The sequence below is a fragment of the Pseudomonas pseudonitroreducens genome (genome assembly GCF_021603645.1).
Lineage (GTDB): Bacteria > Pseudomonadota > Gammaproteobacteria > Pseudomonadales > Pseudomonadaceae > Pseudomonas > Pseudomonas pseudonitroreducens.
The window spans coordinates 90,822-113,660 of sequence record NZ_BQHJ01000012.1; the positions used below are offsets into that span (position 1 = coordinate 90,822).

General features: G+C 65.8%; 27 protein-coding genes. 9 read left to right on the forward strand and 18 right to left on the reverse strand.

Annotated features, from left to right (window positions below):
* Nucleotides 1–18: 18 nt before the first annotated feature.
* The gene (locus L6D89_RS25780; protein WP_236201580.1) at nucleotides 19–639 is read right to left on the reverse strand and encodes a CDP-alcohol phosphatidyltransferase family protein; all 621 of its coding nucleotides are present in this window, start codon (nucleotides 637–639) and stop codon (nucleotides 19–21) included.
* A 321-nt stretch (nucleotides 640–960) separates the two neighbouring features.
* Here L6D89_RS25780 and lafA point away from each other — a divergent pair, with 321 nt between their 5' ends.
* The 3 genes from lafA to L6D89_RS25795 all read left to right on the forward strand — a co-directional run bounded on the left by lafA (nucleotide 961) and on the right by L6D89_RS25795 (nucleotide 3,403).
* A complete protein-coding gene (gene lafA / locus L6D89_RS25785; protein ID WP_236172140.1) occupies nucleotides 961–1,800 on the forward strand; it encodes a lateral flagellin LafA in 840 nt (279 codons plus the stop codon).
* A 290-nt stretch (nucleotides 1,801–2,090) separates the two neighbouring features.
* Nucleotides 2,091–2,930 (forward strand): winged helix-turn-helix domain-containing protein, encoded by an 840-nt coding sequence (locus tag L6D89_RS25790; RefSeq protein WP_236201581.1) that lies wholly within the window; start codon nucleotides 2,091–2,093, stop codon nucleotides 2,928–2,930.
* Nucleotides 2,918–3,403, forward strand: a complete 486-nt coding sequence (locus L6D89_RS25795) for a hypothetical protein (RefSeq protein WP_236172142.1) — start codon at nucleotides 2,918–2,920, stop codon at nucleotides 3,401–3,403. Before L6D89_RS25790 ends, L6D89_RS25795 begins: the two co-directional genes overlap by 13 nt.
* A 6-nt stretch (nucleotides 3,404–3,409) precedes the next feature.
* On the opposite strand, the gene L6D89_RS25800 is transcribed toward L6D89_RS25795, so the two are convergent.
* From L6D89_RS25800 to L6D89_RS25880, 17 genes are all read right to left on the reverse strand, one after another.
* On the reverse strand, nucleotides 3,410–4,480 hold the full coding sequence (locus L6D89_RS25800) for an OmpA family protein (protein WP_236201582.1): 1,071 nt from the start codon (nucleotides 4,478–4,480) through the stop codon (nucleotides 3,410–3,412).
* A complete protein-coding gene (gene motA, locus L6D89_RS25805; protein WP_236172144.1) occupies nucleotides 4,477–5,349 on the reverse strand; it encodes a flagellar motor stator protein MotA in 873 nt (290 codons plus the stop codon). Before motA ends, L6D89_RS25800 begins: the two co-directional genes overlap by 4 nt.
* A 13-nt stretch (nucleotides 5,350–5,362) precedes the next feature.
* The gene (locus L6D89_RS25810; protein WP_236201583.1) at nucleotides 5,363–6,124 is read right to left on the reverse strand and encodes a FliA/WhiG family RNA polymerase sigma factor; all 762 of its coding nucleotides are present in this window, start codon (nucleotides 6,122–6,124) and stop codon (nucleotides 5,363–5,365) included.
* 6 nt (nucleotides 6,125–6,130) lie between these two features.
* Nucleotides 6,131–6,619: a flagellar basal body-associated FliL family protein gene (locus tag L6D89_RS25815; protein WP_236201584.1), complete on the reverse strand. Its 489-nt coding sequence runs from the start codon at nucleotides 6,617–6,619 to the stop codon at nucleotides 6,131–6,133.
* A 44-nt stretch (nucleotides 6,620–6,663) separates the two neighbouring features.
* Nucleotides 6,664–7,818 (reverse strand): flagellar hook-length control protein FliK, encoded by a 1,155-nt coding sequence (locus L6D89_RS25820; RefSeq protein WP_236201585.1) that lies wholly within the window; start codon nucleotides 7,816–7,818, stop codon nucleotides 6,664–6,666.
* Nucleotides 7,819–7,821: 3 nt separating this feature from the next.
* Nucleotides 7,822–8,139: a hypothetical protein gene (locus L6D89_RS25825; RefSeq protein WP_236172148.1), complete on the reverse strand. Its 318-nt coding sequence runs from the start codon at nucleotides 8,137–8,139 to the stop codon at nucleotides 7,822–7,824.
* Nucleotides 8,123–8,521: a flagellar export chaperone FliS gene (gene fliS / locus L6D89_RS25830; RefSeq protein ID WP_236172149.1), complete on the reverse strand. Its 399-nt coding sequence runs from the start codon at nucleotides 8,519–8,521 to the stop codon at nucleotides 8,123–8,125. The genes L6D89_RS25825 and fliS overlap by 17 nt, the downstream gene beginning before the upstream one ends.
* The gene (fliD, locus tag L6D89_RS25835) at nucleotides 8,518–9,867 is read right to left on the reverse strand and encodes a flagellar filament capping protein FliD (RefSeq protein WP_236201586.1); all 1,350 of its coding nucleotides are present in this window, start codon (nucleotides 9,865–9,867) and stop codon (nucleotides 8,518–8,520) included. The genes fliS and fliD overlap by 4 nt, the downstream gene beginning before the upstream one ends.
* 474 nt (nucleotides 9,868–10,341) lie before the next feature.
* The gene (flgN, locus tag L6D89_RS25840) at nucleotides 10,342–10,782 is read right to left on the reverse strand and encodes a flagellar protein FlgN (RefSeq protein WP_236201587.1); all 441 of its coding nucleotides are present in this window, start codon (nucleotides 10,780–10,782) and stop codon (nucleotides 10,342–10,344) included.
* A complete protein-coding gene (gene flgM / locus L6D89_RS25845) occupies nucleotides 10,779–11,063 on the reverse strand; it encodes a flagellar biosynthesis anti-sigma factor FlgM (protein ID WP_236201588.1) in 285 nt (94 codons plus the stop codon). Before flgM ends, flgN begins: the two co-directional genes overlap by 4 nt.
* 181 nt (nucleotides 11,064–11,244) lie before the next feature.
* Entirely contained in the window at nucleotides 11,245–11,667 is a 423-nt protein-coding gene (locus L6D89_RS25850; RefSeq protein WP_236201589.1) for a flagellar FliJ family protein, read from the reverse strand.
* A complete protein-coding gene (gene fliI / locus L6D89_RS25855) occupies nucleotides 11,667–12,998 on the reverse strand; it encodes a flagellar protein export ATPase FliI (protein WP_236172154.1) in 1,332 nt (443 codons plus the stop codon). The genes L6D89_RS25850 and fliI overlap by 1 nt, the downstream gene beginning before the upstream one ends.
* A 2-nt stretch (nucleotides 12,999–13,000) precedes the next feature.
* Nucleotides 13,001–13,699, reverse strand: a complete 699-nt coding sequence (gene fliH, locus L6D89_RS25860; RefSeq protein WP_236201590.1) for a flagellar assembly protein FliH — start codon at nucleotides 13,697–13,699, stop codon at nucleotides 13,001–13,003.
* Between the two features lie 6 nt (nucleotides 13,700–13,705).
* Nucleotides 13,706–14,746 carry a FliG C-terminal domain-containing protein gene (locus L6D89_RS25865; protein ID WP_236201591.1) on the reverse strand — a complete coding sequence of 347 codons (1,041 nt, stop codon included), beginning with the start codon at nucleotides 14,744–14,746 and terminating at the stop codon, nucleotides 13,706–13,708.
* Nucleotides 14,724–16,415, reverse strand: coding sequence for a flagellar basal-body MS-ring/collar protein FliF (gene fliF, locus L6D89_RS25870; RefSeq protein ID WP_236201592.1), 1,692 nt, complete (start codon nucleotides 16,413–16,415; stop codon nucleotides 14,724–14,726). Before fliF ends, L6D89_RS25865 begins: the two co-directional genes overlap by 23 nt.
* 9 nt (nucleotides 16,416–16,424) lie before the next feature.
* Nucleotides 16,425–16,760 carry a flagellar hook-basal body complex protein FliE gene (gene fliE / locus L6D89_RS25875; protein WP_236201593.1) on the reverse strand — a complete coding sequence of 112 codons (336 nt, stop codon included), beginning with the start codon at nucleotides 16,758–16,760 and terminating at the stop codon, nucleotides 16,425–16,427.
* Nucleotides 16,761–16,785: 25 nt separating this feature from the next.
* Nucleotides 16,786–18,186, reverse strand: coding sequence for a sigma-54 dependent transcriptional regulator (locus L6D89_RS25880; RefSeq protein WP_236201594.1), 1,401 nt, complete (start codon nucleotides 18,184–18,186; stop codon nucleotides 16,786–16,788).
* Nucleotides 18,187–18,638: 452 nt separating this feature from the next.
* On the opposite strand from L6D89_RS25880, the gene L6D89_RS25885 reads away from it, so the two are divergent.
* The 6 genes from L6D89_RS25885 to flhB are packed head-to-tail and all read left to right on the forward strand — an operon-like array spanning nucleotide 18,639 to nucleotide 22,839.
* Entirely contained in the window at nucleotides 18,639–19,478 is an 840-nt protein-coding gene (locus L6D89_RS25885) for a FliM/FliN family flagellar motor switch protein (RefSeq protein WP_236172160.1), read from the forward strand.
* Nucleotides 19,475–19,846 (forward strand): FliM/FliN family flagellar motor switch protein, encoded by a 372-nt coding sequence (locus L6D89_RS25890; protein ID WP_236201595.1) that lies wholly within the window; start codon nucleotides 19,475–19,477, stop codon nucleotides 19,844–19,846. Before L6D89_RS25885 ends, L6D89_RS25890 begins: the two co-directional genes overlap by 4 nt.
* Nucleotides 19,846–20,616: a flagellar type III secretion system pore protein FliP gene (gene fliP / locus L6D89_RS25895; RefSeq protein WP_236201596.1), complete on the forward strand. Its 771-nt coding sequence runs from the start codon at nucleotides 19,846–19,848 to the stop codon at nucleotides 20,614–20,616. The genes L6D89_RS25890 and fliP overlap by 1 nt, the downstream gene beginning before the upstream one ends.
* Nucleotides 20,617–20,635: 19 nt before the next feature.
* The gene (locus L6D89_RS25900) at nucleotides 20,636–20,908 is read left to right on the forward strand and encodes a flagellar biosynthetic protein FliQ (RefSeq protein ID WP_236201597.1); all 273 of its coding nucleotides are present in this window, start codon (nucleotides 20,636–20,638) and stop codon (nucleotides 20,906–20,908) included.
* 4 nt (nucleotides 20,909–20,912) lie between these two features.
* On the forward strand, nucleotides 20,913–21,713 hold the full coding sequence (fliR, locus tag L6D89_RS25905; RefSeq protein WP_236201598.1) for a flagellar biosynthetic protein FliR: 801 nt from the start codon (nucleotides 20,913–20,915) through the stop codon (nucleotides 21,711–21,713).
* Complete coding sequence (gene flhB / locus L6D89_RS25910) at nucleotides 21,706–22,839, forward strand: flagellar biosynthesis protein FlhB (RefSeq protein ID WP_236201599.1); 1,134 nt, start codon at nucleotides 21,706–21,708, stop codon at nucleotides 22,837–22,839. The genes fliR and flhB overlap by 8 nt, the downstream gene beginning before the upstream one ends.

The window sequence follows — 22,839 nt, forward strand, 5'->3', positions numbered from 1 at the left end:
GACGTGACAGGCCCTGGTTCAACCGGCCTGTTGTTCCTTCTGTTCGGCCAGCCCCTGGCGCACCCGGTTGACGATAGTCAGCACCAGCAGCAGCGCCAGCAGCATCAGCAACGGGTCGAGCCAGTTCAGCGGCAGCAGGCCGCTGGCCACGCCGGCGCCGAAGATGCCGAAGCACAGTGCGCGGTCGCTCTTGCCCATGGGCCCGTCGTAACGCCGCGAGGCGCCGACCATCACGCCCAGCACCCCGGCGTACTCGCTGATCAGCGCCAGCAGGACCACCAACAGCACCAGCGCCGGGGTCACACCCGGCAGCAGGGCGAACGGCAGGTACAGCGCGCTGTCGGCGATCACATCGGTCAGTTCGTTGAGGTAGGCGCCCAGCTTCGACTGCTGGCCGAACTCGCGGGCGAGCATGCCGTCCATGGCGTTGAGCGCCATGCGCAGGAACATCCACAGGGGGATCAGCAGGAATATCCAGGCGTGGCTGGCCAGCAGCGCGACGCAGAGCGCAACCAGCAGCGAGAGAGCACAGGCGGCCAGCGTCACCTGGTTGGCGGTGACACCGCGCTGGTTGAGACGCGCGACCTGGGGGCGGAGAAGGTTCTGGAAGCGGGACTTGAGCTGGTAGACGGAGATCATGAGGTTCCTTCTCATAGTTCGGAACAGGGCAGGGTTCGGAACGAGCGGTTCGAACGAACGATCCACAGCCTTGTGGACCAGGGAGCTTAGCCGCACCCCGGCGCCAGGGCTGTCAGATATGTCTCAACAACATAGATGACCGATCCTAGGCAGCAGGGCACACGGCGTAGGCTGATGCTGTCAGCGGCGCGACCGCCGGCATCGTCGGATTCCCCGCGCCAAATTTTTTTCGCCCGGCCTTAATCCTTCTTCGCGAGCTGTCGCCTTACCCCTTCAGCAGGCACAACGCCGGCTTCATTCAGCTCATACAGGAAGTCCACCATGGCCTTGTCGATTCAAACCAACTACTCATCCCTGATCACCCAGACCAGCCTGAGCAAGACCAACGGTCAGCTGGCTACTTCCCAGCAGCGCCTGGGCACCGGCCTGCGCATCAACTCCGCCGCCGACGACGCCGCCGGCCTGCAGATCGCCACCCGCCTGAACGCCCAGACCCGCGGCATGAACGTTGCCATGCGCAACACCAGCGACGCCGTTTCCATGCTGCAGACCGGCGAAGGCGCCTTCAGCGAAGCTACCGACATCCTGCAGCGCATGAAGGACCTGGCCACCCAGTCCGCCAACGGCACCAACTCCGACAAGGACTTGGACGCCCTGAAGTCCGAGTTCGACGAGCTGGGCAAAGAGCTGACCAACATCGTCACCAACACCAAGTACGCTGGCGACAGCCTGTTCGGCACCGGCGGCAAGCTGGCAGCCGACATCAAGTTCCAGATCGGCTCCGACTCCGCTGAAGTCATGACCGTTGCCGCCGCCGACACCGACATCGCCGCCACCGTCACCGCGCTGGGCACCACCGTCCAGGCCCTGGACCCGAAAGCCGGCGCCGCTGCCGCGATCACCGGCCTGAACGATGCCCTGGACCAGGTCGGCAAGACCCGCGCTGCCTTCGGTGCCGCGATCAACCGCCTGGGCCACACTTCCAACAACCTGGCCAACATGAAGGACAACACCGACATGGCCAAGGGCCGCATCATGGATGCCGATTTCGCCAGCGAAACCGCCAACATGACCAAGAGCTCGATGCTGATGCAGTCCGGCATCTCCATGCTCAAGCAAGCGGGCCAGATGCCCAGCATGATCATGGGCCTGCTGGGCTAAGGCCCGGCCTGCGCGAGGCGGCCCGCCTCGCGTAGCCTGAATCGACAGCGCCCCGCCCGTGCGGGGCGTTGTGCTGTCTGCGGGTACGCTGACAGGCGGCATTGCGACTAGCAGTCGCGGCGCAGCCGCTCTGCGCCAGTGCTTTCAAGGCTTGTAGGAAAATAGCAAGCACGAGTGTGCAAAATTCAGAACTTGCACCCACATTTTTCTGACGTCAAAATAATGCCTCTGCCTCCATGGACAAATGGAGTTTCCCCGCGACCGTCAAGGGAGCGGCTCGCAAGGGCAAGATGAACACACTCACTTCCACGCTGCCGGACAGTCGGCCGATCGCCTGCCTGACCCTCCGGACCGGGCGTTCCGATTGCGTTGCGCAGTTCTACCCCGCGCTCTATCAACTCGACCTCGACCGTGATGGCCAGGTAGAGCGTATCGACCTGGGTTTTTCCGGCAGCCGCGTGCTCGAGCGCCTGCTGCAGAGCCCGGGGGACGTGGTGGCGCGCGATGAGTTGCTGACCCATGCGTGGTCTGACCGCGTCGTCGGCCAGGGCAGCCTGAACCAGCAGATCTATACCCTGCGCCAGGTGCTGGCGGACGAGAAGCAGCGGCAGATCATCCAGACGCTGCCGCGCCGCGGCTACATGTTCAACCCGCAGTACCTGGTCAGCCCGGCTGGCGAACCGGATGCGGAAGTCGCCGACGCTACGCCGGAAGTCATTCCGCTGGATCGCGCAGTCCCTGCACCAGGGTTGCGGCCGCCAAGTCTGCGGCGCCTGAAATTCGCCGCCGCCAGCCTGTGTATCCTCGGGCTCCTGGTCCTCTCCGGTGCCTTCTACTACACCCAGGTACGCAGCCCGGTGCGCACCGCCGAACAGAATCTCGGCACCCTGCAGATCACCTACGTCGAAGACAACGAACAGGACCTGCAGCGGCTGATCAGTAACACCCGGCCCCTGGCCCACCAGTTGGCCGACCTCGCCACCCGCCCCATCGGCCTCATGCTGCACATGACCTCGGGCTTCTACGAACTGGTCTGCGTGCAACCCGAAGGCAATTCCAACTGGCTGCTGATCCACGAAAGCCAGGTCGCCCGGATTCCCCAGGAGCAGCTGCGCAAGTGCCTGAACTGACCTTTCGCCGCCAGGCCGGCGTGGCCCGCCGCTGCCTGCTGATCTCGCTGTTCGGCGTCATGTGCCTGGCCCTGGCGCTGGGCATGCTGTGGAAACACGCCCACAGCACCTCGGCCATCGACGGCCGCTACGCCTCCACCGGCCAGGTGCTGCTGGGCAACGGCAAGGTGCTGGAAATCGCCCAGACCACCATGTTCCACGAAGGGCGCTTCTATTCGATGATCCAGCAGGACGCCAACATCCTCGAAGTCTCCGGCCAGGTGGGCAACGATCTCGGCGGGCGCTACCAGTTGCAGGTGGAAGAAAACAGCATCAGCAACCTGCAGGCCGACAGCGGCCTGGACAGCGAGCTGATCTTCAACCTGCTCTACGGCCGCCAGCGCGGCGCGCGCATCACCCTCGAACCCCTGGGCGGCTGCCTCTACGGCGTGGAGACACGCCAGGTGTTCTGTCCGCGCCTGCGCAACCGCTGAGCCCTCTCACAGTTTCAATGCCGGCTGGCTCGTCGCAGCGGAAGCGGGTGCCTCGACTGCCGCTGACGTGGGCGCTTCCGCTTGTTGCGGCTGCGGCTGCGGCTGCGGCTGCGGCTGCGGCTGCGGCTGCGGCTGCGGCTCGATGAGCCTTGCGCCCGATGCCGAGTAGTGCACCTGCGCATAGCTCTCGCCGAAGATTTCCCGGTACAGGCTTTCCGCGCGGCGGGTCAGCAGGAGAATCTCGATGCGGCGGTTGGCGCCGTTCTCCGGGTCTTCCGGGCGTAGCGGCATGACGTCGGCCTGGGCCGCCACCTGCAGCACATGGGCAGCCGGCAGGCCGCTGTCGACCATCACGTTGCGCGCGCGCAGGGCACGGTCGCCGGAAAGGTTCCAGTTGTTGTAGCCATCAGGACGACGGTATTGCACGGCGTCGGTATGGCCACTGAGGATCAGCTTGTTCTGCACCTTGGCCAGCACCCCGGACAGCGCGCCGAGCAGGGTCTGGAAATGCGGGTCGAGGGTGGCCTGGCCACGGGCGAACATGAAGCGCTGCTGGTCGTCCTTGATCAGGATGCGCAAGCCCTGCGGGACTACCGTCACCTCGATATTGGCCAGCGCGTCGACCTTGCCGGACACCTCGCGGATCAGCTCGGCCAGCTCGCGCAGGTCCTCGTTGCTGTCGTACTGGCGGCCGTCGCCATCCTGCTGCAGGCTGGAGTCTCTGGCCTGCTCGCCGGCCTTGCCCTGCCTGCCGGCATCCAGCGCCAGCTGCGGCGCGGGCTTCTCCGGCGTCTTCACCGGCTGCGGCATGCCATCCAGCTCGACGGGCGTGCGGCTGGCGCCATCGAACACGCCGGCACCGCCGTCGACCACCGGGTTGGCATCCTGGTCGCCCACCGCCACCGGTTGCGGCTCGGTCTGCGGGTGGACGATCCACAGCACCATGAACAGCGCCATCATCGCCAGGGTGAAGTCGGCGAAGGCGACTTTCCAGGCGCCGCCGTGTTCATCATCGTGGCCCTTCTTGCTGCGGCGCTTGATGATGATTTCGCTGTGCTTGTCGGCACGTTTCTTCATGCTGCGTCCCGCTCTTCCTCATAGCGGGTGACCCAGGTCTCCAGCTGTTTGAAGGCCGGCTTGACGTCCTGCTCGATCAGCTTGCGCCCGGCATCCACCGCCAGCAGCGTGGGCTTGCCAGCGACGTGGGCAACCAGCGTGGTACGCACGCACTCCAGTGCCGACAGCTCGGTCTTCACGCGCTGCGCCATGGCGTTGGACAGCGGGTCCATCAGGCAGTAGCAGACGAAGATACCGAAGAAGGTCCCCACCAGGGCCGCGGCCACGTGGGCGCCGATCTCGGCCACCGAACCGCCGATGTTGCCCATGGTGATGATGATGCCGAGGATCGCCGCGAGGATGCCGAAGCCAGGCATCGCCTCGCCAACCTTGTGCAGCGACTTGGACGGCTGCAGCAGGGCATGCTCCATCGCGTCCAGCTCCTGCTCGAGGAAGCCTTCCAGCTCGTGGGCGCTGATCTTGCCCATGGCCATCAGGCGGAAGTTGTCGGCGATGAACGCCATCAGGTTCTTTTCCTGGAGGATCAGCGGATAACGGGCGAACAGGTCGCTCTGCTCCGGCTCCTCGATGTGCGCATCGAGCACCTTCAGGCCGCCGACGTCGACCATTTCCAGCAGCTCGTAGAGCAGCATCAGCAACTGGCGCTGGAACTCCTCGCCACGGCGCTTGAAGACGAACACGCCCTTGATCTGCGAGCACATTTCCAGCAGCACTTCGCGCGGGTTGGCGACGACCAGGGTGCCCAGGCCCGCGCCGAGAATGATGATCATCTCCGCCGGCTGCCAGAGCGCGCGCAATTCGCCGTGGGCCATGGCGTAGCCGCCGAGGACGCAGGCGATGATGATCAGGGCGCCGATGATTTTCTGCATGGTTATGGGTTCTTCAAAGGGTGTCGGGGTCGTTGAGGAAACGGCTGCACTTGCCGATCGCCTGCTTCATCAGCTGGCAGATGCGTGCATCGGTCAGCTCCAGTACCAGGGCGATTTCCCTGAGGTTCAGCTCGTGCTGGTAATACAGGTTGAGGATCAACCGCTCGCGCTCGTTGAGGCGTTCCAGCGCCTGGGCCAGCAGGCGCTCCTTGAGCACCCGTTCCTCCAGTGCATCGCCGCTGCCCTGCACGCCGTCATGGCCGCTCTGCAGCAGTGCGTCGAAGCTCTCGATGGCTTCGGAGGACTCGGCGCGCAGGTAATCCTGGTAGCCCGCCTCGTCGAGGCCGGTGGCGGCGAACACTTCCTCGTCGCTGGGCACGCGGCCGAGCTGGCGCGCCAGCGCACGGATCGCATCGCGAACCTTGTGTGCCTGCTGGCGCACCTGGCGCGGGCGCCAGTCCTGGCGGCGCAGCTCATCGAGAATGGCACCACGGATACGCAGCGCGGCGAAGCGACCGAACTGCTCGTCCGGCTCGCCGTAGCGACGCAGCCCCTCGAGCAGGCCCATCAGGCCGATCTGCTCCATGTCCTCGCGGTCCAGCACCTGGTTGGCCTGCAGCGACAGCTGGCTGACGATGCGCCGCACCAGTGGCAGGTACTGCATCATCCAGCGCTGCTCGGCAGCCGGCGACAGCCGCGCATGGCCGCCTTCGGGGCTGTCGTAGCCGCCGACGCCACTGGCATAGCCGTGAACAGGATCGCGAAGGGCGTGCATGGCGGCCTACTGGACGATCATCTTGCTGAGCAGCACGTGCTCGAAGGGCACCACCACCTTGCGCGTGGCAAAGTCGTCGATCACCGCCTTCTCCAGGCGCGCCTGCACCTCGCCGATCGGCATGGCGCGCAGCACTTCGAACTTTTCCGGGGTCAGGTTGGCGACCACCGAGCTGCGCACCATCGGGGCGACGCTCTCCAGCTTCTTGCGCTCCTGCTCGGCCCGGGCCTGCAGCACCAGGTCGATCACGAAGTAGTGCTCGCGGTCTTCGCCACGGGAGCTGACGATGATCTTCTCCACCGGCACGAAGAGGTATTCGGCGCTCTCCTGCTCTTCCTCCTCCCTGGTGTCGTCCTTGCCGCCGTCCTTGTCGGCGGTTGCGGCGGCCGGGGCCAGGCTGGCGGACTTGATCATCTGGTAATTGACGAACACGCCACCCAGCACGACGGCGATATTCACGATGAGCATCAGTAGAACGAGACGCGGCGTGGACATGGAGTTTCTCGAAAAATCCTGTGGGGGTGCGGGCCGTAGGCGGCCTACACGGTAATCAGTACATCGCTGTCGCCATGCGCCGCGGAGCGCCCGGCCGCCTGCGCATCACGCGGGTTGGCGGCGACTACGGGCTGTTCCTCGGCGAAGCGCTGGCGGTTCTGCTGGCCCTGCTGGCCGGACTGCGAATCGGAGGAAACCTGCACGTTGACCTGCAGGAAGTTCTGCCCGACCAGCTCCTGGCGCAGGCGCTCGCTGGTGTTCTGCAGCAGGCGCACGACGTCGCCGTTGGACGCGGAGATCTGCACGTTGAGCTGGCCGGCTTCGTGGCGCACGAGGATTTCCATGGCGCCCAGCTCCGGCGGGTCGAGGCGGATCGTCGCGTTCTGCACGCGCTGGCCCAGCTGCAGCTCGACGTTGTCGCGCAGGGCGCTGACCATCTGCTCGCCCCAGTGCGCATCGTTGCCGCCCTTGAGGTGCAGCGGCTTGTCGAACAGCGGCGACGCCGGTGCAGCAGACGAGGCTGGCGTGCTGCTGTCGGTCGCCGGAAGACGCGAGTCGAGCGTGCCGGTGGGCAACGTCGGTACGGCGGATTCCGGGGTCTGTACGGCAGCCGCCAGGTGCTGTTGCAGCAACGTCTGCGCCTGGCTCTGGGTCGCCTCGCGCGGTGCCGGCTGCGTGGGTGCGGCCGGCTCTTCGGGCAGGTCGGCGGGCGGCAGCAGCACGTCTTCGGGCTTCACTGCGACGGGCGCCGGCTGCGCCTGGCCATCCACGGCCTGGGTGGCGAAACCGGCCACCTGGGCGTGGGTCCGGGCCGCCGGGTTATCCCGTGCCTGCACCACCAGCCCGGCCTGGCCAAGCATGCCGGCGAGCCAGTTTTCCGCGCCGGAGGGCGATGCCTCTTCGCTTGCCCGGCCCTGCGTATCGTCGTCGCGGGTAGCAACGGCTAACGCCTCCGGCGGCAGCGCAGCCGTGGCTTGCTGCACCGGTTCCTCGGCCTGCGCGGTATCGAACTGGGCGAGGAACGACTGCACGCTGATGGTTCGCTCACCGGCATTCGACTGTGCCGGCGGCTGCGCGCGAAATCCCGCCACAGCGGCACTGTCGGCGCCGTCGCGGCGCGAGTCCTGCGAACGCGCCTCGGCCACCGGGCGTGCCGCACGGTCGGTGGTCGGCAGTGATTGGGTCGGCAACTGGATCACGGTCTATCGACCCTCCTGGTACGTATCCACCTGCATGTACGCCGAGCGTCCCTCGGCGTATTCCAGGTGCGAGAGCAGGAGCCGGCGCAGGCGCTCGCACTCCTCGGCGCAGGCCTGCGACGCCTGCTCGTGCAGGCGCTTCAGGTGTTTCTTGGCCAACAGCACGTCGGCCGCCAGCCCGGTCTGCGACGACATCGCCACCAGTTGCGCACGGATCGCCAGGTCGACCTGCCCCATGGCTTTCCAGTCCTTGCGCTGCAGCGCCGCACCCAGCCGTTCGTAGAGCTGGAGCAGGCGCTGGCGGTCATCCACGGGCGGCACTCACGCCCTCCCAGCCTTCGCGCAGGATGCCCAGCAGGCGCACCACTTCATCGATGCCGGCGACATCCAGGGAGATACTCACGTCGGAGATCCGGTAGATGCAGTAGTCGTAGAGGCGCGCCAGGCCCTGCACGGTCTCGCCGCCGCCCTCGTAGTCGAGAGCGCCGTTGAGGCCGTTGAGGATATTCAGGCACTTCTCCAGGGAGCGGCCCTTCTGCTGGTAGCGCTTGTGCTCGATATGCCCACGGGCGCGGGCCAGTTCGTCGAGCAGGCCGTCGAACAGCACCAGCACCAGCTCGTAGGGCGAGGACGACGCGGCCTTGGCTTCCAGGTCGATCATCCGGTAGCTGTCGTAGCTTTCATTCATGCCGTAGGCGCTCATCCGAACATCCCGCTGGTCTGGTCCATCGACTGCATGGTCTGCATCATCGAGGTGTATTGCTTGAGGTAGCGCGCGTAGTAGGTGTCGTACTGCTTCTGCAGGTTGTCGTAGTCATCGTTGACCCGCTTCAGGCTGCTGTTGAGCGACTCCTTGCGGTTCTTCAGTACGCCGTTGACGCTGCTGGTGTAGAGCGACAGCGCCTTGTCGGTGCTGTCGAGCAGGTTGCCCTTGCCCATGAACAGCTTGTCCAGCCCTTCCGGGTCGGCGGCGATGGCCTTCTCGAAGCGCGTCGAGTCCAGGGTCAGCTTGCCGTTGCGGTCGGCGCTGATGCCGAAGCTGATCAGGTTGGCGCCACCGAAGGTGGTACGCAGCATCTGGTTGAGGCTGTTCTCGATGGCCCGCACGCTGGAGTCGCCGGCCAGGGCGCCACGGGAATTGCCGCTCTGGTCGCCGGAGGCGGTGAGGCTGTCGATCTGGCTGGCCAGGGCGTTGAAGGCGTCGATGAAGGTCTGCACCTTCTTCTTGGTCTCGCCCTGATCCTGGGAGATGGTCATGGAGATCGGCTGCTCGCCGGATTTCTGCGCCTGTGTGAAGGTGACGCTGACGCCATCGATGATGTTGTCGAAGGTGTTGCTGGCGTTGGTCAGCAGCATGCCGCTCTCGCCGCCCAGGCGGACGCGGGCGTCCTGCGCCCTGGACAGTTCCTGCGGATTGCCGATGGCATTCTCGAAGGCACTGTTGGCGCCGTCGGTGCCGCTCAGCGACAGGCTGATGGCATTTTCCGCGCCGGACTTCTCCGCGCCCAGCACCAGCGAGACCTGGCCGTTGCTGCGCACCAGGGTGGCCTTCACGCCGGTGTTGTCGGTGGCCTTGTTGATCGCCGCGGCCAGCTCATCCATGGAATTGCTGCCGTCGCCGTCGGTATCGATCTTGCTCAGGTCGATGTCGAAGGACTTGCCGTTCTGGCTCAGGGTCAGGGTGCCCTGGGTGTCGATGTCGCCGCTCTGCAAGCCGGAGAAGGACAGCTGGTGGCTGCTGGCGAGTTGCTCGACGAAGAAGTCGTAGCGGCCGGCGACGGCGCTCTTGCCGACAGTGGCGGTGAGATAGCCGTCCTTGCTCAGCTTGGCACTGTTGATCAGCATGCTGGTGTTGCTGCCGGTGGTGCCCTGCAGCCCCTTCACCGCGGTGGAGAAGGTCTTCAGCGCCGTTTCCAGCGAGGTCACGGCGGTCAGCTGCGACTGGTACGAAGCCTTGTTGCGGTCAGCCTTGTTCAGCCCGCTCTGCACATCGTACGTCGCCAGTTGCTGGGCCATCTGCTTGACGTAATCGGAATCTATGGTCGCCATCTGAATCCACCTCTTTGTAGCCGAAGGAGCAATTACGGTGCCAATGCCGTAAGGCCCGCCGTTCAAGGCTTTGCGGGTTTCCCAGGGAGAAGGTGAACTTCCGCCCGGCGTGGTTTGGCGCGCAGCGGGAAGCGGCATTTCCGCCTGCCGCAAGCGCGCCCTGATGCAGAGGAAGGGCGACCGTGGGGAGGGATTCGTTAAGAGGTTTCGACGGGGTGTTTTACGGAGGCACAGCGGCCATCGCCGAACTCACGTGCCGGTGCCTCCCTCACCCCAACCCTGGCTAGGTGCCGCGCTTCTGAGGGAGAGGGAACAGATCGCGGGGCGCACTCCGTTCGCGGTGGGCATGGCGCTGTACGGTTCGCGAGCAAGCTCGCTCCTACGAAGAGCGCGTCGACATTAGCCTGTAGGAGCGAGCTTGCTCGCGAACAGAGCCCAGCCAGAGGAAACCGCAACTGAAAGGTAAGGCCTGGATCAGTAGGACTGCCGCGAATACACCGGCTGTTCGCGCGGATCGCCCAGCAGTTGGCTGAGGATGTCATGGTGCATTGCCAGCAGCTTGCCGTTGCGCTCGTTGAGGCGCTTGCACTGGGCGGTCAGCTGCCCCAGCTGCAACCACTCCTGCTGCAGCTCTTCGCGACGTGGCGGCTGGTAGTTGGACAGCAGCGTGCGCATGCCGTCGGCGTCCATCGGCAGCTGGAAGGCGCGCAGCACGCGGCTGCGGCGCTCGGCGCGGCCGGCGATGGCTTCAAGCAGTGCCTGGATGTCCGGGTTCAGCGCCTCGATCTGCGCACTGTCCCGCGCCAGCAGGTGACGATACAGCTCCTGCAGGCGTTCGCGCAGCGCCAGGCAATCGCGGCCATCCTGCTGGATGTCCTGCTCGACCACCTGCAACAGCCGCGCGCGCTGGGTCATGCGTCGCTGCCGCGATGGTAGGAGAGGATGCTGGTGGCGAGCACGCTGGTGTCGTTGCCCAGCTCGCCATTCATCAGTGCGCGGCGGATTTCCGCGACGCGGCTCTGGTCCACGTCGGGCATGGCGCGCAGGGTTTCCTGCATCTCGTCCAGGCGCAGCGAGTCGCTGACCGGCGCACTGGCGGCGGTCTCCGCCACCGGGGCGACGCGCTCGCTGCGCGCGCTCTTGGCGGACTCGCTGGTGGCCAGCGCGACGCTGGTCAGTTGCCGGGTGATTTCCATGGTCGGTATCCGAATGTTTTTGGGCCTTTCCCCCAGAGGGCGACCGCCCCGCGGGAAAACTTAAATGCCGTGTTTCGAGTTCGCCACACGGACGGCAGATAACCGCAAGCGGTTATTCGCCCTACGGTTCGAAGCCCCATCGTAGGGCGCATAACGCGGAACGCGTTATCCGCCATTCCCTTCACGCCCGCGCCCGCCACCAGGACTGCGCGGCGAGGCCATCCTGGATTTTCTGCTCCTGCTGCGCAAGTTGCGCCTGCCACTGGCCGATCTTGGTTTCGATCACCTGGGCCAGCACTTTCTCACTGCGCATGGCCGCCAGCAGTTCGCCCTGGATACGCGCGAGGGCCTGCTCGGCGACTTCCAGCTCGCGGCGCTGCAATTGCAGCATCTTGTGCAGGGTGGCCTTGTACTGCTGCTGGTTGTGCCGCTGCAGCGGTGTGCTGGTGGCCACACTGAAGCCGCACAGGCGGTCGAGTCCGGTGATGTTGTTGCGGTAGCGCTGGCAGAGGTTCTGCTGGTAGTTGACCCGTCCGAGCAACTCGCGGACCTTGCCGCCACGCACGTCGGCCAGGCGTCCGAGCATATCGATCTGCGCCCTCATCAGCGGCCACCGACGATGCTTTGCAGGGTCGCGACGCTGTTGCCGAGCTCGGCGCCATCGGCGGTTTCCTGGCGCAGGTAGCGCTCCAGCATCGGCGCCAGCTGCACCGCGCGGTCGGTCTTCACGTCCATGCCCGGTGTGTAGCCGCCCAGCGGGATCAGCTCCTTGATGCGCTCATAGGTGCCGCTGAATTCCTTGAACTGGCGCGCCGCGGAGAGGTGCAGCGGATCGGCCACCTGGCTCATGCAGCGACTCACCGAAGCGCCGATGTCGATGGCCGGGTAATGCCCGACATCAGCCAGCCGGCGCGACAGCACGATATGCCCGTCGAGGATGGCGCGGGCGCAGTCGACGATCGGGTCCTGGTGATCGTCGCCTTCCGCCAGCACGGTGTAGATGGCGCTCAGGCTGCCCGTCTCGCCCTCGCCATTGCCGGCGCTTTCCACCAGCTCCGGGAGCATGCCGAACACCGACGGCGGGTAGCCCTTGGTGGCCGGCGGTTCACCCAGGGCCAGGGCGATCTCGCGCTGGGCCATGGCGTAGCGGGTCAGCGAATCCACCAGCAGCAGCACGTCCTTGCCCTGGTCACGGAAGTAGGCGGCGATGCTGTGGCACAGCTCGGTGGCCTTCAGCCGCATCAGCGGCGACTCGTTGGCCGGCGCGACCACCACCACGGCCTTCTGCAGGCCTTCCGGGCCGAGGGAATGCAGGATGAATTCCTGCACCTCGCGGCCGCGCTCGCCGATCAACCCGACCACCACCACGTCGGCCTTGGTCTGCCGGGTGATCATCCCCAGCAGCACGCTCTTGCCCACCCCGCTGCCGGCGAACAGGCCGACGCGCTGGCCCTTGCCCAGGGTCAGCAGGCCATTGATGGCGCGCACGCCGACGTCCAGCGGCTCGGATACCGGACGCCGGCGCAACGGGTTCACCTGCGGCAGCTCGGTAGGCAGCGGGTGGCGGCCGGCAAGCTTGCCGAGGCCGTCCAGGGGTTCGCCAAGGCCGTTGACCACGCGCCCCAGCCAGGAATGATCGATATGCAGCACGGCTTCGTCCGGCGCCGGGAAGACCCGTGAGCCGGAGGTCAGGCCGACGGGCTTCTTGAAGGGCATGAGGTAGGTGATGTCTCGGTTGAAGCCGACCACCTGCGCCTCCAGGCGCTCGCCGTCGGCGACTTCCACGTAGCAACGCTGGCCGGTCATGCGGCGGCAGCCGAGGCTTTCCAGCAGCAGGCCGGAGACCCGCACCAGGCGACCGCTGACCCGCGCCAGCTGGACCGAGTCCAGCGAACGCAGCGCTTCTTCGAGCTTGAAGCCGTCGCCCAGGGCCATCTTCAGTCTTCGTCCTGCAGGTGCGCGCTCAGCGTTTCCATGCAACTGTCCAGGCGCTGCTGGCAGCCGATGTCGGCTTCCGCCTGGGCGGTGACGACACGGCATTCGCCCAACGCCAGGCGCTCGTCCGGCACCAGGCGCCACTTCGCGGCGCGCTCGGGGTTCAGCTCGCGGATGCGCGCGCATTCTTCCGGGTTGAGCAGGATCTGCACCTCGCCCTGCTCGCCCGGCATGGCGGCCAGCGCTTCTTCCGCGAGCGTCAGCAGTTGCGTGGGGTTGAGCGTGAGCTCGACGCGGATGACCTGCTTCGCCACCTTCTGCACCAGCTCCAGCAACTCTTTCTGGCGGCTGCGCTGGAAGGCCTGGTGATAGTCAGCGAAGGCATCGACGGCAGCCTGCAAAGGCGCACTGGCCTGCTCGAATACCTGGCGGCCAGCAGCGCGGCCTTCCTCGCGGCCCTTGCGCAGGCCGTCCTGGCGCCCAGCTTCGAAGCCTTCGCGCAGGCCGGCTTCGCGGCCTTCGCCGACGCCGTCCTGGTAACCCTTCTCCAGGCCTTCCTGGAAGCCGTCGGAGATGGCGCGCTGGCGCGCGGCCGGGTCGCTGTCCCAGCCATGATTGTCGGCGCTGGCAGTCGCGCAGCGCGGCGGGAAGCGGTAGGGGCGCCAGGCGCGGCTGTCGGCCTTGATGACTTTGATCGCCATGCGCGGTTACCCCACCGTCTGCTCGCGGAACAGTTGCACCTGCAGGTCGCCCTCGGCGGCCAGTTCGCGCACCACGCCCATGATTTCCTTGCGCACCTGCTCGACGCGGCTCAGCGGCACCGGGCCCTGGCGGCGGTTGATCGACTCCATCTGCTGCGCCTGGCGCTTCGGCATGGCGCCCTGGATGGCGCGCACCAGCTCGGGCTCGGCGCCCTTGAGGGCGACCACCCACTCGTCCAGCGGGATCACCTCCAGCAGGGTCTGCAGCACTTCCTGGTTCTGTCGCGAGAGAATGAAGAAGTCGTACATCTCGTCTTCGATCCTGCCGACCAGGCTGTCGTTGTGGGCGCGCAGCAGCTCGAACATCTGGTTACGGTCGCCCTTGAAGCGGTTCATGATGTCCGCCGCCTGCTTCACCCCGCGCACCTGCGAGCCCTGGGTGGAGAGCACGCGCAGGCTGCGGTCGATCAGTTGCTCCAGCTCGGCGATGACATCGCTGTTCACTTCGCTGAGGTTGGCGATGCGGAACAGCAGTTCGTCCTGGCGTTCGGCGGGCATCGCTTCGAGCACGTCGGTGGCCATGCCCGGCGGCAGGAAGGCGAGGAACACCGCCTGCATCTGCGCGTGCTCCTTGGCGATCAGCGCGGCGAACTGCTTGGGATCGATCCACTCCATGCGCGCCATCTTGGCGCGGATTTCCTCGCCATAGATGCTGTCCAGCAGGTTGCGCGTGATGTCGCTGCCCAGCGCCTTGCCGAGCATGCCGGCGAGGTAGGAACGCGAGGCGCCCTTGATGCTCGATTGCAGCTTGTAGTCGTCGAAGAAGCGCCCAATGACGTCGGACACGGTGTTCTGCTTGACGTTGGACAGCCGCGCCATCGCCTGGCTGATGCTGACGATCTCCTCGCGGCTGAAGTTGCGCAAGATGCCCGCGGAGGCCTCGTCACCCATGCTCAGCATGAGGATCGCCGCCTGTTCCAGGGAGCTCACGGCGCGCATCTGCGGGCCGCGCTTTTTCGTTTCTTCAGGCAGGCTCGTGTCGGTCATTGCGGCCAATCCAGTGCTTGATCACTTCCGAAACCCGTTCCGGGTCGTTCTTCGCCAGCATCTGCAGATGCTCGATCTGGTGCTCCAGGCCCGAGCCCGGCGCCGGCAGACGGATCTCCGAGAGCGGGTTCAGCTCGCCGAGCACGTTGAGCCCGCCGACGCTTTCATTGGAGAGCGCCAGGCGCCGCTCGGCGTCCAGGGCCAGGGGATACTCGTGGCTCCCTTCAGGCAGCGCGGCAGTCGCCGCTGGCTGGCTGCGCTGGGTCAGGCTGCGCACTGCCGGGCGCACGCCGAACAGCAGGAACAGCAGGGCGATCAGGCCGAGCACGGTGTAGCGCACCAGTGCTTGCAGGGCGCTGCTTTCCCACCAGCTGGCGCCCGCCTCTTCCACCGGCACGGCGGCGAAGGGGAACACGCTGACGGTGATCAGGTCGCCGCGCTGGGCGTTGAAGCCCACCGCGCTCTTGACCATGGCCTCGAAGTCGGCGCGGGCTTTGTCGGTCCAGCCGCCTTCGGGCGCGGTGGCGGCGTTGATCACCACGGCGACGCTCTGCTGGCGCAGGGCGAAGGCCGGGTACTTGATGTGGGTGACGCGCTGGTCGAAGTCGTTCTGCCGGGTGGTCTCGTTGCGGGTCGAGGTCGCGGCCTTGTTGTCGGTCGCGGCGACCTTGCCGTTGCCCGGCGGGTTGGCGCCCTGGGCGGCATTCTGTCCCTGCTGCGGTGGCGGCGGCTCCGGCGGGCGGTTGCTCAGCGAGCCGGGCACGCCAAGGGCGAGCTGGTCCAGGGTGCTCTCGTTGCGCAGCGACTCACTGCGCAGGCGCGGCGCTTCGCCGTAGACCTGCTGGGTCTCTTCCTTCTGGCTGAAGTCGATGTCGGCGGACACGCTGATGCGGTAGTTGCCCAGGCCCAGCACCGGCGCCAGCACTTCCTCGACATTGCCCACGGCCTTGCGCTGGTACTCGTCCACCGCCTGCCAGTTCTGTGACGGGCCGCCAGCACCGCTGATCCCGCGCGAGAGCAGCACACCGTTCTGGTCCACCACGCTGACGTCCTCGGCTTTGAGCTGCGGCACGCTGCCGGCCACCAGGTTGACGATGGCGCCGACCTGCTCGGGGCTTAGCCGCTGACCGGGCGCCAGTTGCAGCAGCACCGAGGCCTTGGCCGGATCGCGGCGGCCGACGACGAAGGAATTGCTGTCCTCGCGGGCGACGTGCACGCGCGCCTGCTCGATGCCCTTCAGGCCCATGATGGTGCGCGCCAGTTCGCCCTCCAGGCTGCGCTTGAGGCGCACGTCCTGGAGGAAGTGGCTGGTGCCCAGCGGCTCGTCCTTGTCGAACAGCTCGTAGCCGGCCGGCATCGATACCTTCACGCCCTTGGCCGCCAGCAGCATGCGCGCGCGGGCCAGGTCCTCCTCGCGCACCAGCACCTGGCCGCTCTGCGGATGCAGGCGATAGTCGAAGGCTTCGGCGTCCAGCACCTGCATCACGTCGGCGGCCGGGTAGGCCTCGCCGGCGCCATACAGCGGGCGATAGGCACCCTGGTCGCGCCACAGGTAGAACACCACGGCGGCGGCCAGCAGCGCGGCGCCCAGGGCGATAGCGAGCAGCCCCAGGCGCGGGTCGAGCTTGAGTTTGTCGAGCGCCAGGCGCCCTTTCAGATTCTGCAGCACTGTCAGTCCTTACAGCGGCATGCGGATGATGTCGTCGAAGGCGCCGGTGAGCTTGTTGCGCACCTGCAGCAGCGCGGAAAACGACACGCTGGCCTTCTGGCTCTGGATCATGGCGCCGACCAGGTCGTCGCTCTGGCCGCTGTCCACCGCGGCCATGGCGGCACTGGACTTGTGCTGCTCGGCATCCACCGAGCGCAGCGCCTGCTCGAAGCTGGCACCGATGCCCTGCGCCGGCGCATTGCCGCCGAGCGGCGCGGCGGGCCGCACGGCCGGGCCGCTGGCCAGATCGGCGTAACGGTTCATCCGGTCCAGCATGTCCTGCTGCACCTGCATGATCGAACTCATGGAAGGTCTCCCCCGGAAGACGTAATCAGAACTGCACCTGCACGCCCTGCTCACGCATCGCGTTGAGCCGGTAGCGCAGCGCGCGGGTGGTCATGCCCAGGCTCTCGGCGGCCTTGGTCTTGTGCCCGCCGAAGCGGCGGATGGTGTCGATCACATGCTGGTACTCGGCGAGCTTGCCGCTGGCGCGCAGTGCGGCGCGGCCGCCTTCGGCCGCCAGCGGGATCACCGCGGCGACAGTCGCCAGCGTGGCCGGCGGCGCGGCCAGGCCGAGGTCGCGTGGCTGGATGAACAGGCCGTTGCGCAGCACCAGGGCGCGTTGCAGGGTGTTCTCCAGCTCGCGCACATTGCCCGGCCAGTCGTGCTGCAGCAGCGCGCGGCCGGCGGCCTCGGTAAGCAGGTCATGCTCGGCGTCCTGCGGGGCGTACTGGCGGATGAAACGCCGCGCCAGCGGCAGCACGTCTTCCTTGCGCTCGCGCAGGGGGGCGATGTGCAGCGGCAGCACGTCGAGGCGGAACATCAGGTCGGCGCGGAAGCGCCCTTCGCCGACTTCGGCCTGCAGGTCGCGGTTGGTGGCGGCGATCACGCGTACGTCGAGCTCGATCTCGCGGCGCCCGCCGAGGCGCTCCACGCGCTGCTCCTGCAGGACGCGGAGCAACTTGGCCTGCAGGGCCAGCGGCAGCTCGCCGATTTCGTCGAGCAGCAGGGTGCCGCCGTTGGCCAGCTCGAACTTGCCCGGCTGGGCAGTCACCGCGCCGGTGAAGGCACCGCGTTCGTGGCCGAAGAGGATGGATTCGAGCATCGCCTCGGGGATCGCCGCGCAGTTCACCGCGACAAACGGCGCGTCCGGGCTGGCGATGCCGTGGATGTAGCGGGCCAGCAGTTCCTTGCCGGTGCCGGTCTCGCCGGTGATCAGGATCGGCGCGCGGGTCTGCGCGACACGCTGCGCCATGGCCAGCAGGCGGCGACCAGCCTGGGAGCGCGAAACGAACAGTTCCTGGGCAGCGCTGGAGGCTTCCTGACGCCGCAGCAGTGCGGCCAGCTGGCCGGCGCCGAACGGCGACAGCAGGTAGTCGACGCAACCCAGGTCAAGCAGGGTGGCGGCCTTTTCCTGCTCTTCATAGCCGACGATGGGCACCACGTCGCGCTCGCGGCCATCGCCGAGCAGCGCGCCAACCTGGGCATACAGATCAGGCGCGGGGAAGGCGCCGGCGAGGATGAACAGCAGGGCCGCGTCGCTGCGCGCACGGGCCAGTTCGGCGAAGCCGGAGAAACGTTCGACGCGGCAGCCTTCGGCCAGCAGCGTCTGCAAAAGCAGGGCGTGAGCGGCGTCCGAGGACGGCCCGATGATCGCAACTTTTTTCTGCGCAGGCCGCTCTTCGAGCAGCGTTTCACATAATTGATCGATCGACTGGCTTAAACTGTTCACCGCAACTTTCCATTCGCTAGTGCGTTCGCAAGCCCTCCATCGTTCAACGCCAGCATCAGCCGACAACTATAATCGGCGACTGCGGAACCTGTTTCTGGATCGGCTATCTCACGGGTGGCATTGCAACAACTTCGTCATATATGAAGTCGCTGCAACCTGTAACTAACCCAGCCACCCTAACAAGTGCCAGCACTACGCCATAGCTTCCCGCCGATTAATTAAGATCAATAGACAAAAAGTTCCGTCAAAAACAGCATTTGATATCTATTGATTTAATCGGGCGACCTCAGATCGCTATCATTGCGCCACGTCAGCAGCCTGTGACGCAGCAGTCACGGGCCTCCTGACAGACAGAGCATGCCGCGAGCAACGATCAGCCGACCCCGGCGGTCACGACACTTCCCGTGTCCTTGGGCAGATGGCAGATCGAACCTGGAAGTACGACGCTGAGCATGACTGGCAAATCAAAAGTCCACCATGGCGTGCCCGCCGACAGTCTCATCCGACTGAAACCGCAGAAACTCGGCCGGCATTATCACAAGATTCCGCAGTACATCAAAGAGATCTCCGGAAAGTATCCGCGGATTATCAGCGACTATTTCCTGCGACATTATCGAATCAATCTCGAACTGGCCAACCTGACTATTCACGAGGAACTTCCCCGTGAACTCGAGTGCCTTTTCGATTCGCCCCTGGGCAAGTTCGGTTTCGCCATGGACCGCGCCCTGCTCACCGAAGTCATCGAGTGCTATTACGGCGGCACGCTGGTCGCCAATCGCGATACGCCGCCGATCAGCAGCTCCGAGCAACGCATGCTCGAGCGCCTCGGCCTGGACGTGGTCGACCTGTTCGGCCGCGCCCTGCTGATGGGCGAATCGGTCGGCCGCCTGCAGCAGATCGACCCCACCTATGAAGAGGTGCAGTGGGAGTATGTGGCCGAGTTCAGCTACGTCAGCCACCTGACCGGCGAGCGCTCCTCGCTCTACCTCTACCTGGACAACCCGCTGGCGGACGAGCTCACCCGCCGCCTCGCCGGCCCACCACCGCCGCGCCTGACCGGCAACCCGGTGGAGCACATCAAGCACCTGCCGCTGCGCCTGGACTGCGTGGTTGCCGCCGCGCGCATGCCACTCGCCCAGGTACTCGCCCTGGAGCCGGGTGATGTGTTGATGATCCGCCCGCTGGACCGCGTCGAGGTCCGCGTGAACCAGCAGAAGCTGTTCCGCGGCGCCATCTTCGAAGACGACGGCACCCTCTTCCTCTCCTCCCTGGAAAGCGTGAAAAACCCATGACTGGCTCTCTCTCCGACTCCGAGTTCGAGTCGCTGATCAACGATGACGACCTGGACCTGACCCAGGACGCCACCGACATTCCCGCCGAGCCCGTGCGCGCTTCATTGCCGCAGCAGGACCTGAGCTTCTTCGGCAAGATTCCGGTAAACGTCACCCTCGAAGTCGCCTCGGTGGAAATCTCGCTGAAGGAGCTGATGGATGTGGACGCCAACAGCGTGATCATCCTCGACAAGCTCGCTGGCGAGCCGCTGGACGTGAAGGTCAACGGCGCGCTGTTCGCCAAGGCCGAAGTGGTAGTGATGAACGGCAACTACGGCCTGCGCGTGCTCGAACTGTGCGGCGCCAGCCTCGACGCCCTGACTGCCTGATGAAATTGCGCCGCTTCCTGACCGGCAGATTGCCAGCCACGCTGGGCCTGCTCATCGCCGTGCTGTGCCCGCTCTACGCGCAGGCAGCCGGCGGCGAGGTGACGCTGTTCAACCTGCACGACACGGCAGACGGCCAGGCCTTCAGCGTCAAGCTGCAGATTCTCATCGTCATGACGCTGCTGGGCTTCCTCCCGGCGATGCTCATGCTGATGACCTGCTTCACCCGTTTCGTCATCGTGCTGGCGATCCTCCGGCAGGCCATCGGCCTGCAGCAGAGCCCGCCGAACAACGTGCTGGTGGGCATCGCCCTGATCATGACCCTGCTGGTCATGCGCCCGGTGTGGCAGGACATCTACGCCAATGCCTACCAGCCCTTCGAGGCCGACCAGATCAGCCTGGAAGACGGCCTCGGGCGCGCCAAGCAGACGCTGAGCCGCTTCATGCTCGCGCAGACCAACCGCACCTCGCTGGAAACCATGGTCTCCCTGGCCGGCGAAAGCGTGCCGGAGAAATTCGAAGACCTGGACTTCTCCCTGCTGCTGCCGTCGTTCGTGCTCAGCGAGCTGAAGACCGCCTTCCAGCTCGGCTTCATGATCTTCATCCCGTTCCTGGTGATCGACCTGGTGGTGGCCAGCGTGCTGATGGCGATGGGCATGATGATGCTCTCGCCGATGATGATCTCGCTGCCGTTCAAGCTGATGATCTTTGTGCTGGTGGACGGCTGGGCCCTGATGATGGGCACGCTGACCAGCAGCGTGCAGCCCTTCTAGCGGCCTTGCGGAGAACGCCATGCTCACCCCGGAAAGCGCCGTCGACATCGTTTCCAACGCCGTGCACATCACCGCGCTGATCGTTTGCGTGCTGATCCTGCCGAGCCTGATCGGCGGCCTGCTGATCAGCATTTTCCAGGCGGCCACGCAGATCAACGAGCAGATGCTCAGCTTCCTGCCGCGCCTGCTGATCACCCTGGGGATGCTGGTGTTCGCCGGGCACTGGATCCTGCGCACGCTCTCAGAGCTGTTCATCCAGTCGTTCCACCAGGCAGGCCGCCTGGTCGGCTGATGCCATGCAGCCAGGCGCATCCTTCCTGCAGGCCTTCGACTACCTGCAAACGCTGCAGGCCTGGTGGTGGCCCTTCTGCCGGATCATGGCGGTGTTCGCCCTGGCGCCGATCTTCAGCCACAAGGCGATCCCCATGCGCCTGCGCATACTTCTCGGCCTGGCCCTGACCGTCGCCCTCGGCGCCGCGCTGCCACGGCCGCCGGCTATCGACCCGCTGTCCGCCCAGGGTCTGCTGGTAGCGCTGGAGCAGATCGTCTTCGGCCTGATGCTGGGCCTCTCGCTGATGCTGGTGTTCACCGTGTTCACCCTGGTCGGCGACGTGATTTCCACCCAGCTCGGCCTGAGCATGGCGGTGTACAACGACCCCATGAACGGCGTGTCGTCGTCCTCGATCCTCTACCAGCTGTACTTCATCCTGCTGGTGTTCCTGTTCCTCTCCATCGACGGCCACCTGCTGGTGGTGAGCATCCTCTACCAGAGTTTCATCTATTGGCCGGTGGGCAGCGGCCTGCACTACCTGGGGCTGGAGTCGGTAGTGGGCAGCCTGGCCTGGGTATTCGCCGCCGCGGTGCTGATCACCCTGCCGGTGGTGTTCTGCATGACCCTGGTGCAGTTCTGCTTCGGCCTGCTGAACCGCATCTCGCCGGCGCTCAACCTGTTCTCCCTGGGCTTCCCCATGGCGGTGCTGGCCGGCCTGGTATGCATCTGGCTGACCCTGCCGGATATCCCCGAGAACTACCTCAAGCTCACCCGCCAGCTGCTCGATGCCATCGGCGTGATCTTCCGCGAGGGGCGCCATGGCTGAGCAGCACAGCGCCCAGGAAAAAACCGAAGAGGCCTCCCAGCAGAAACTCAAGAAGAGCCGCGAGGATGGCCAGGTCAGCCGCTCCAAGGACCTCTCCACCACGCTCTCGCTGCTGGCCACGCTGGTCGCCCTGAAGTTCTGCGTGGAGCACTTCTACGAAGGACTGAAGCAGGGCTTCGCGCTGTCGTTCATCGATTTCAGGAACAGCGAGATCGGCCTCGACGACCTGCCGCTGGTGCTCGGCCATCACCTGGTGCTGTTCATCACCACGCTGCTGCCGCTGCTGGTCACGCCATTGCTGGTGGTGCTGTTCTCGATGATCCCCGGCGGCTGGATCTTCTCCAGCAAGAACTTCATGCCCAAGCTGTCCAAGCTCAACCCCATCACCGGGCTCGGACGCATCTTCTCGCTGCAGAACTGGACCGAGCTGGCCAAGTCGCTGCTGAAGATCGCCGTGCTGATCGTCGTCGCCGTCTACCAGCTGCACGGCGCCCTGCCCGGCCTGCTGGCGCTGCAGCGCAGCAACGTACACAGCGCCATCGCCGCAGCGTTCAGCACCTTCTACGACATCACTGTCTCGCTGCTGGTGGTGTTCATCCTGTTCTCGGTCATCGACATCCCGATCCAGTACTTCTTCTTCAAGAAGAAGCTGCGCATGACCAAGCAGGAGCGCAAGGAAGAGCACAAGAACCAGGAAGGCCGCCCGGAAGTGAAGGCGCGCATCCGCCAGTTGCAGCGCCAGCTGGTGCACCGGCAGATCAGCAAGACGATCAAGACCGCCGACGTGGTGATAGTGAACCCGGTGCACTTCGCCGTGGCGCTGCGCTATGACCCGAAGAAGGCCCAGGCGCCCTACGTGGTCGCCAAGGGCCTCGACGAGACCGCGCTGTACATCCGCAAGATGGCCAGGGCCCATGACCTGGAAGTGCTCGAACTGCCGCCGCTGGCCCGTGCGATCTACGCCACCACCCAGGTGAACCAGCAGATTCCGGCACAGCTGTACAAGGCCGTGGCCCACGTCCTGACCTACATCCTCCAGCTCAAGGCCTGGCGCTCCGGGCGCCGTGAACGACCGGAGCTGATCCGTAACGTCCCCATCCCCGAAGAATTGCTGAACAGAGTCTGA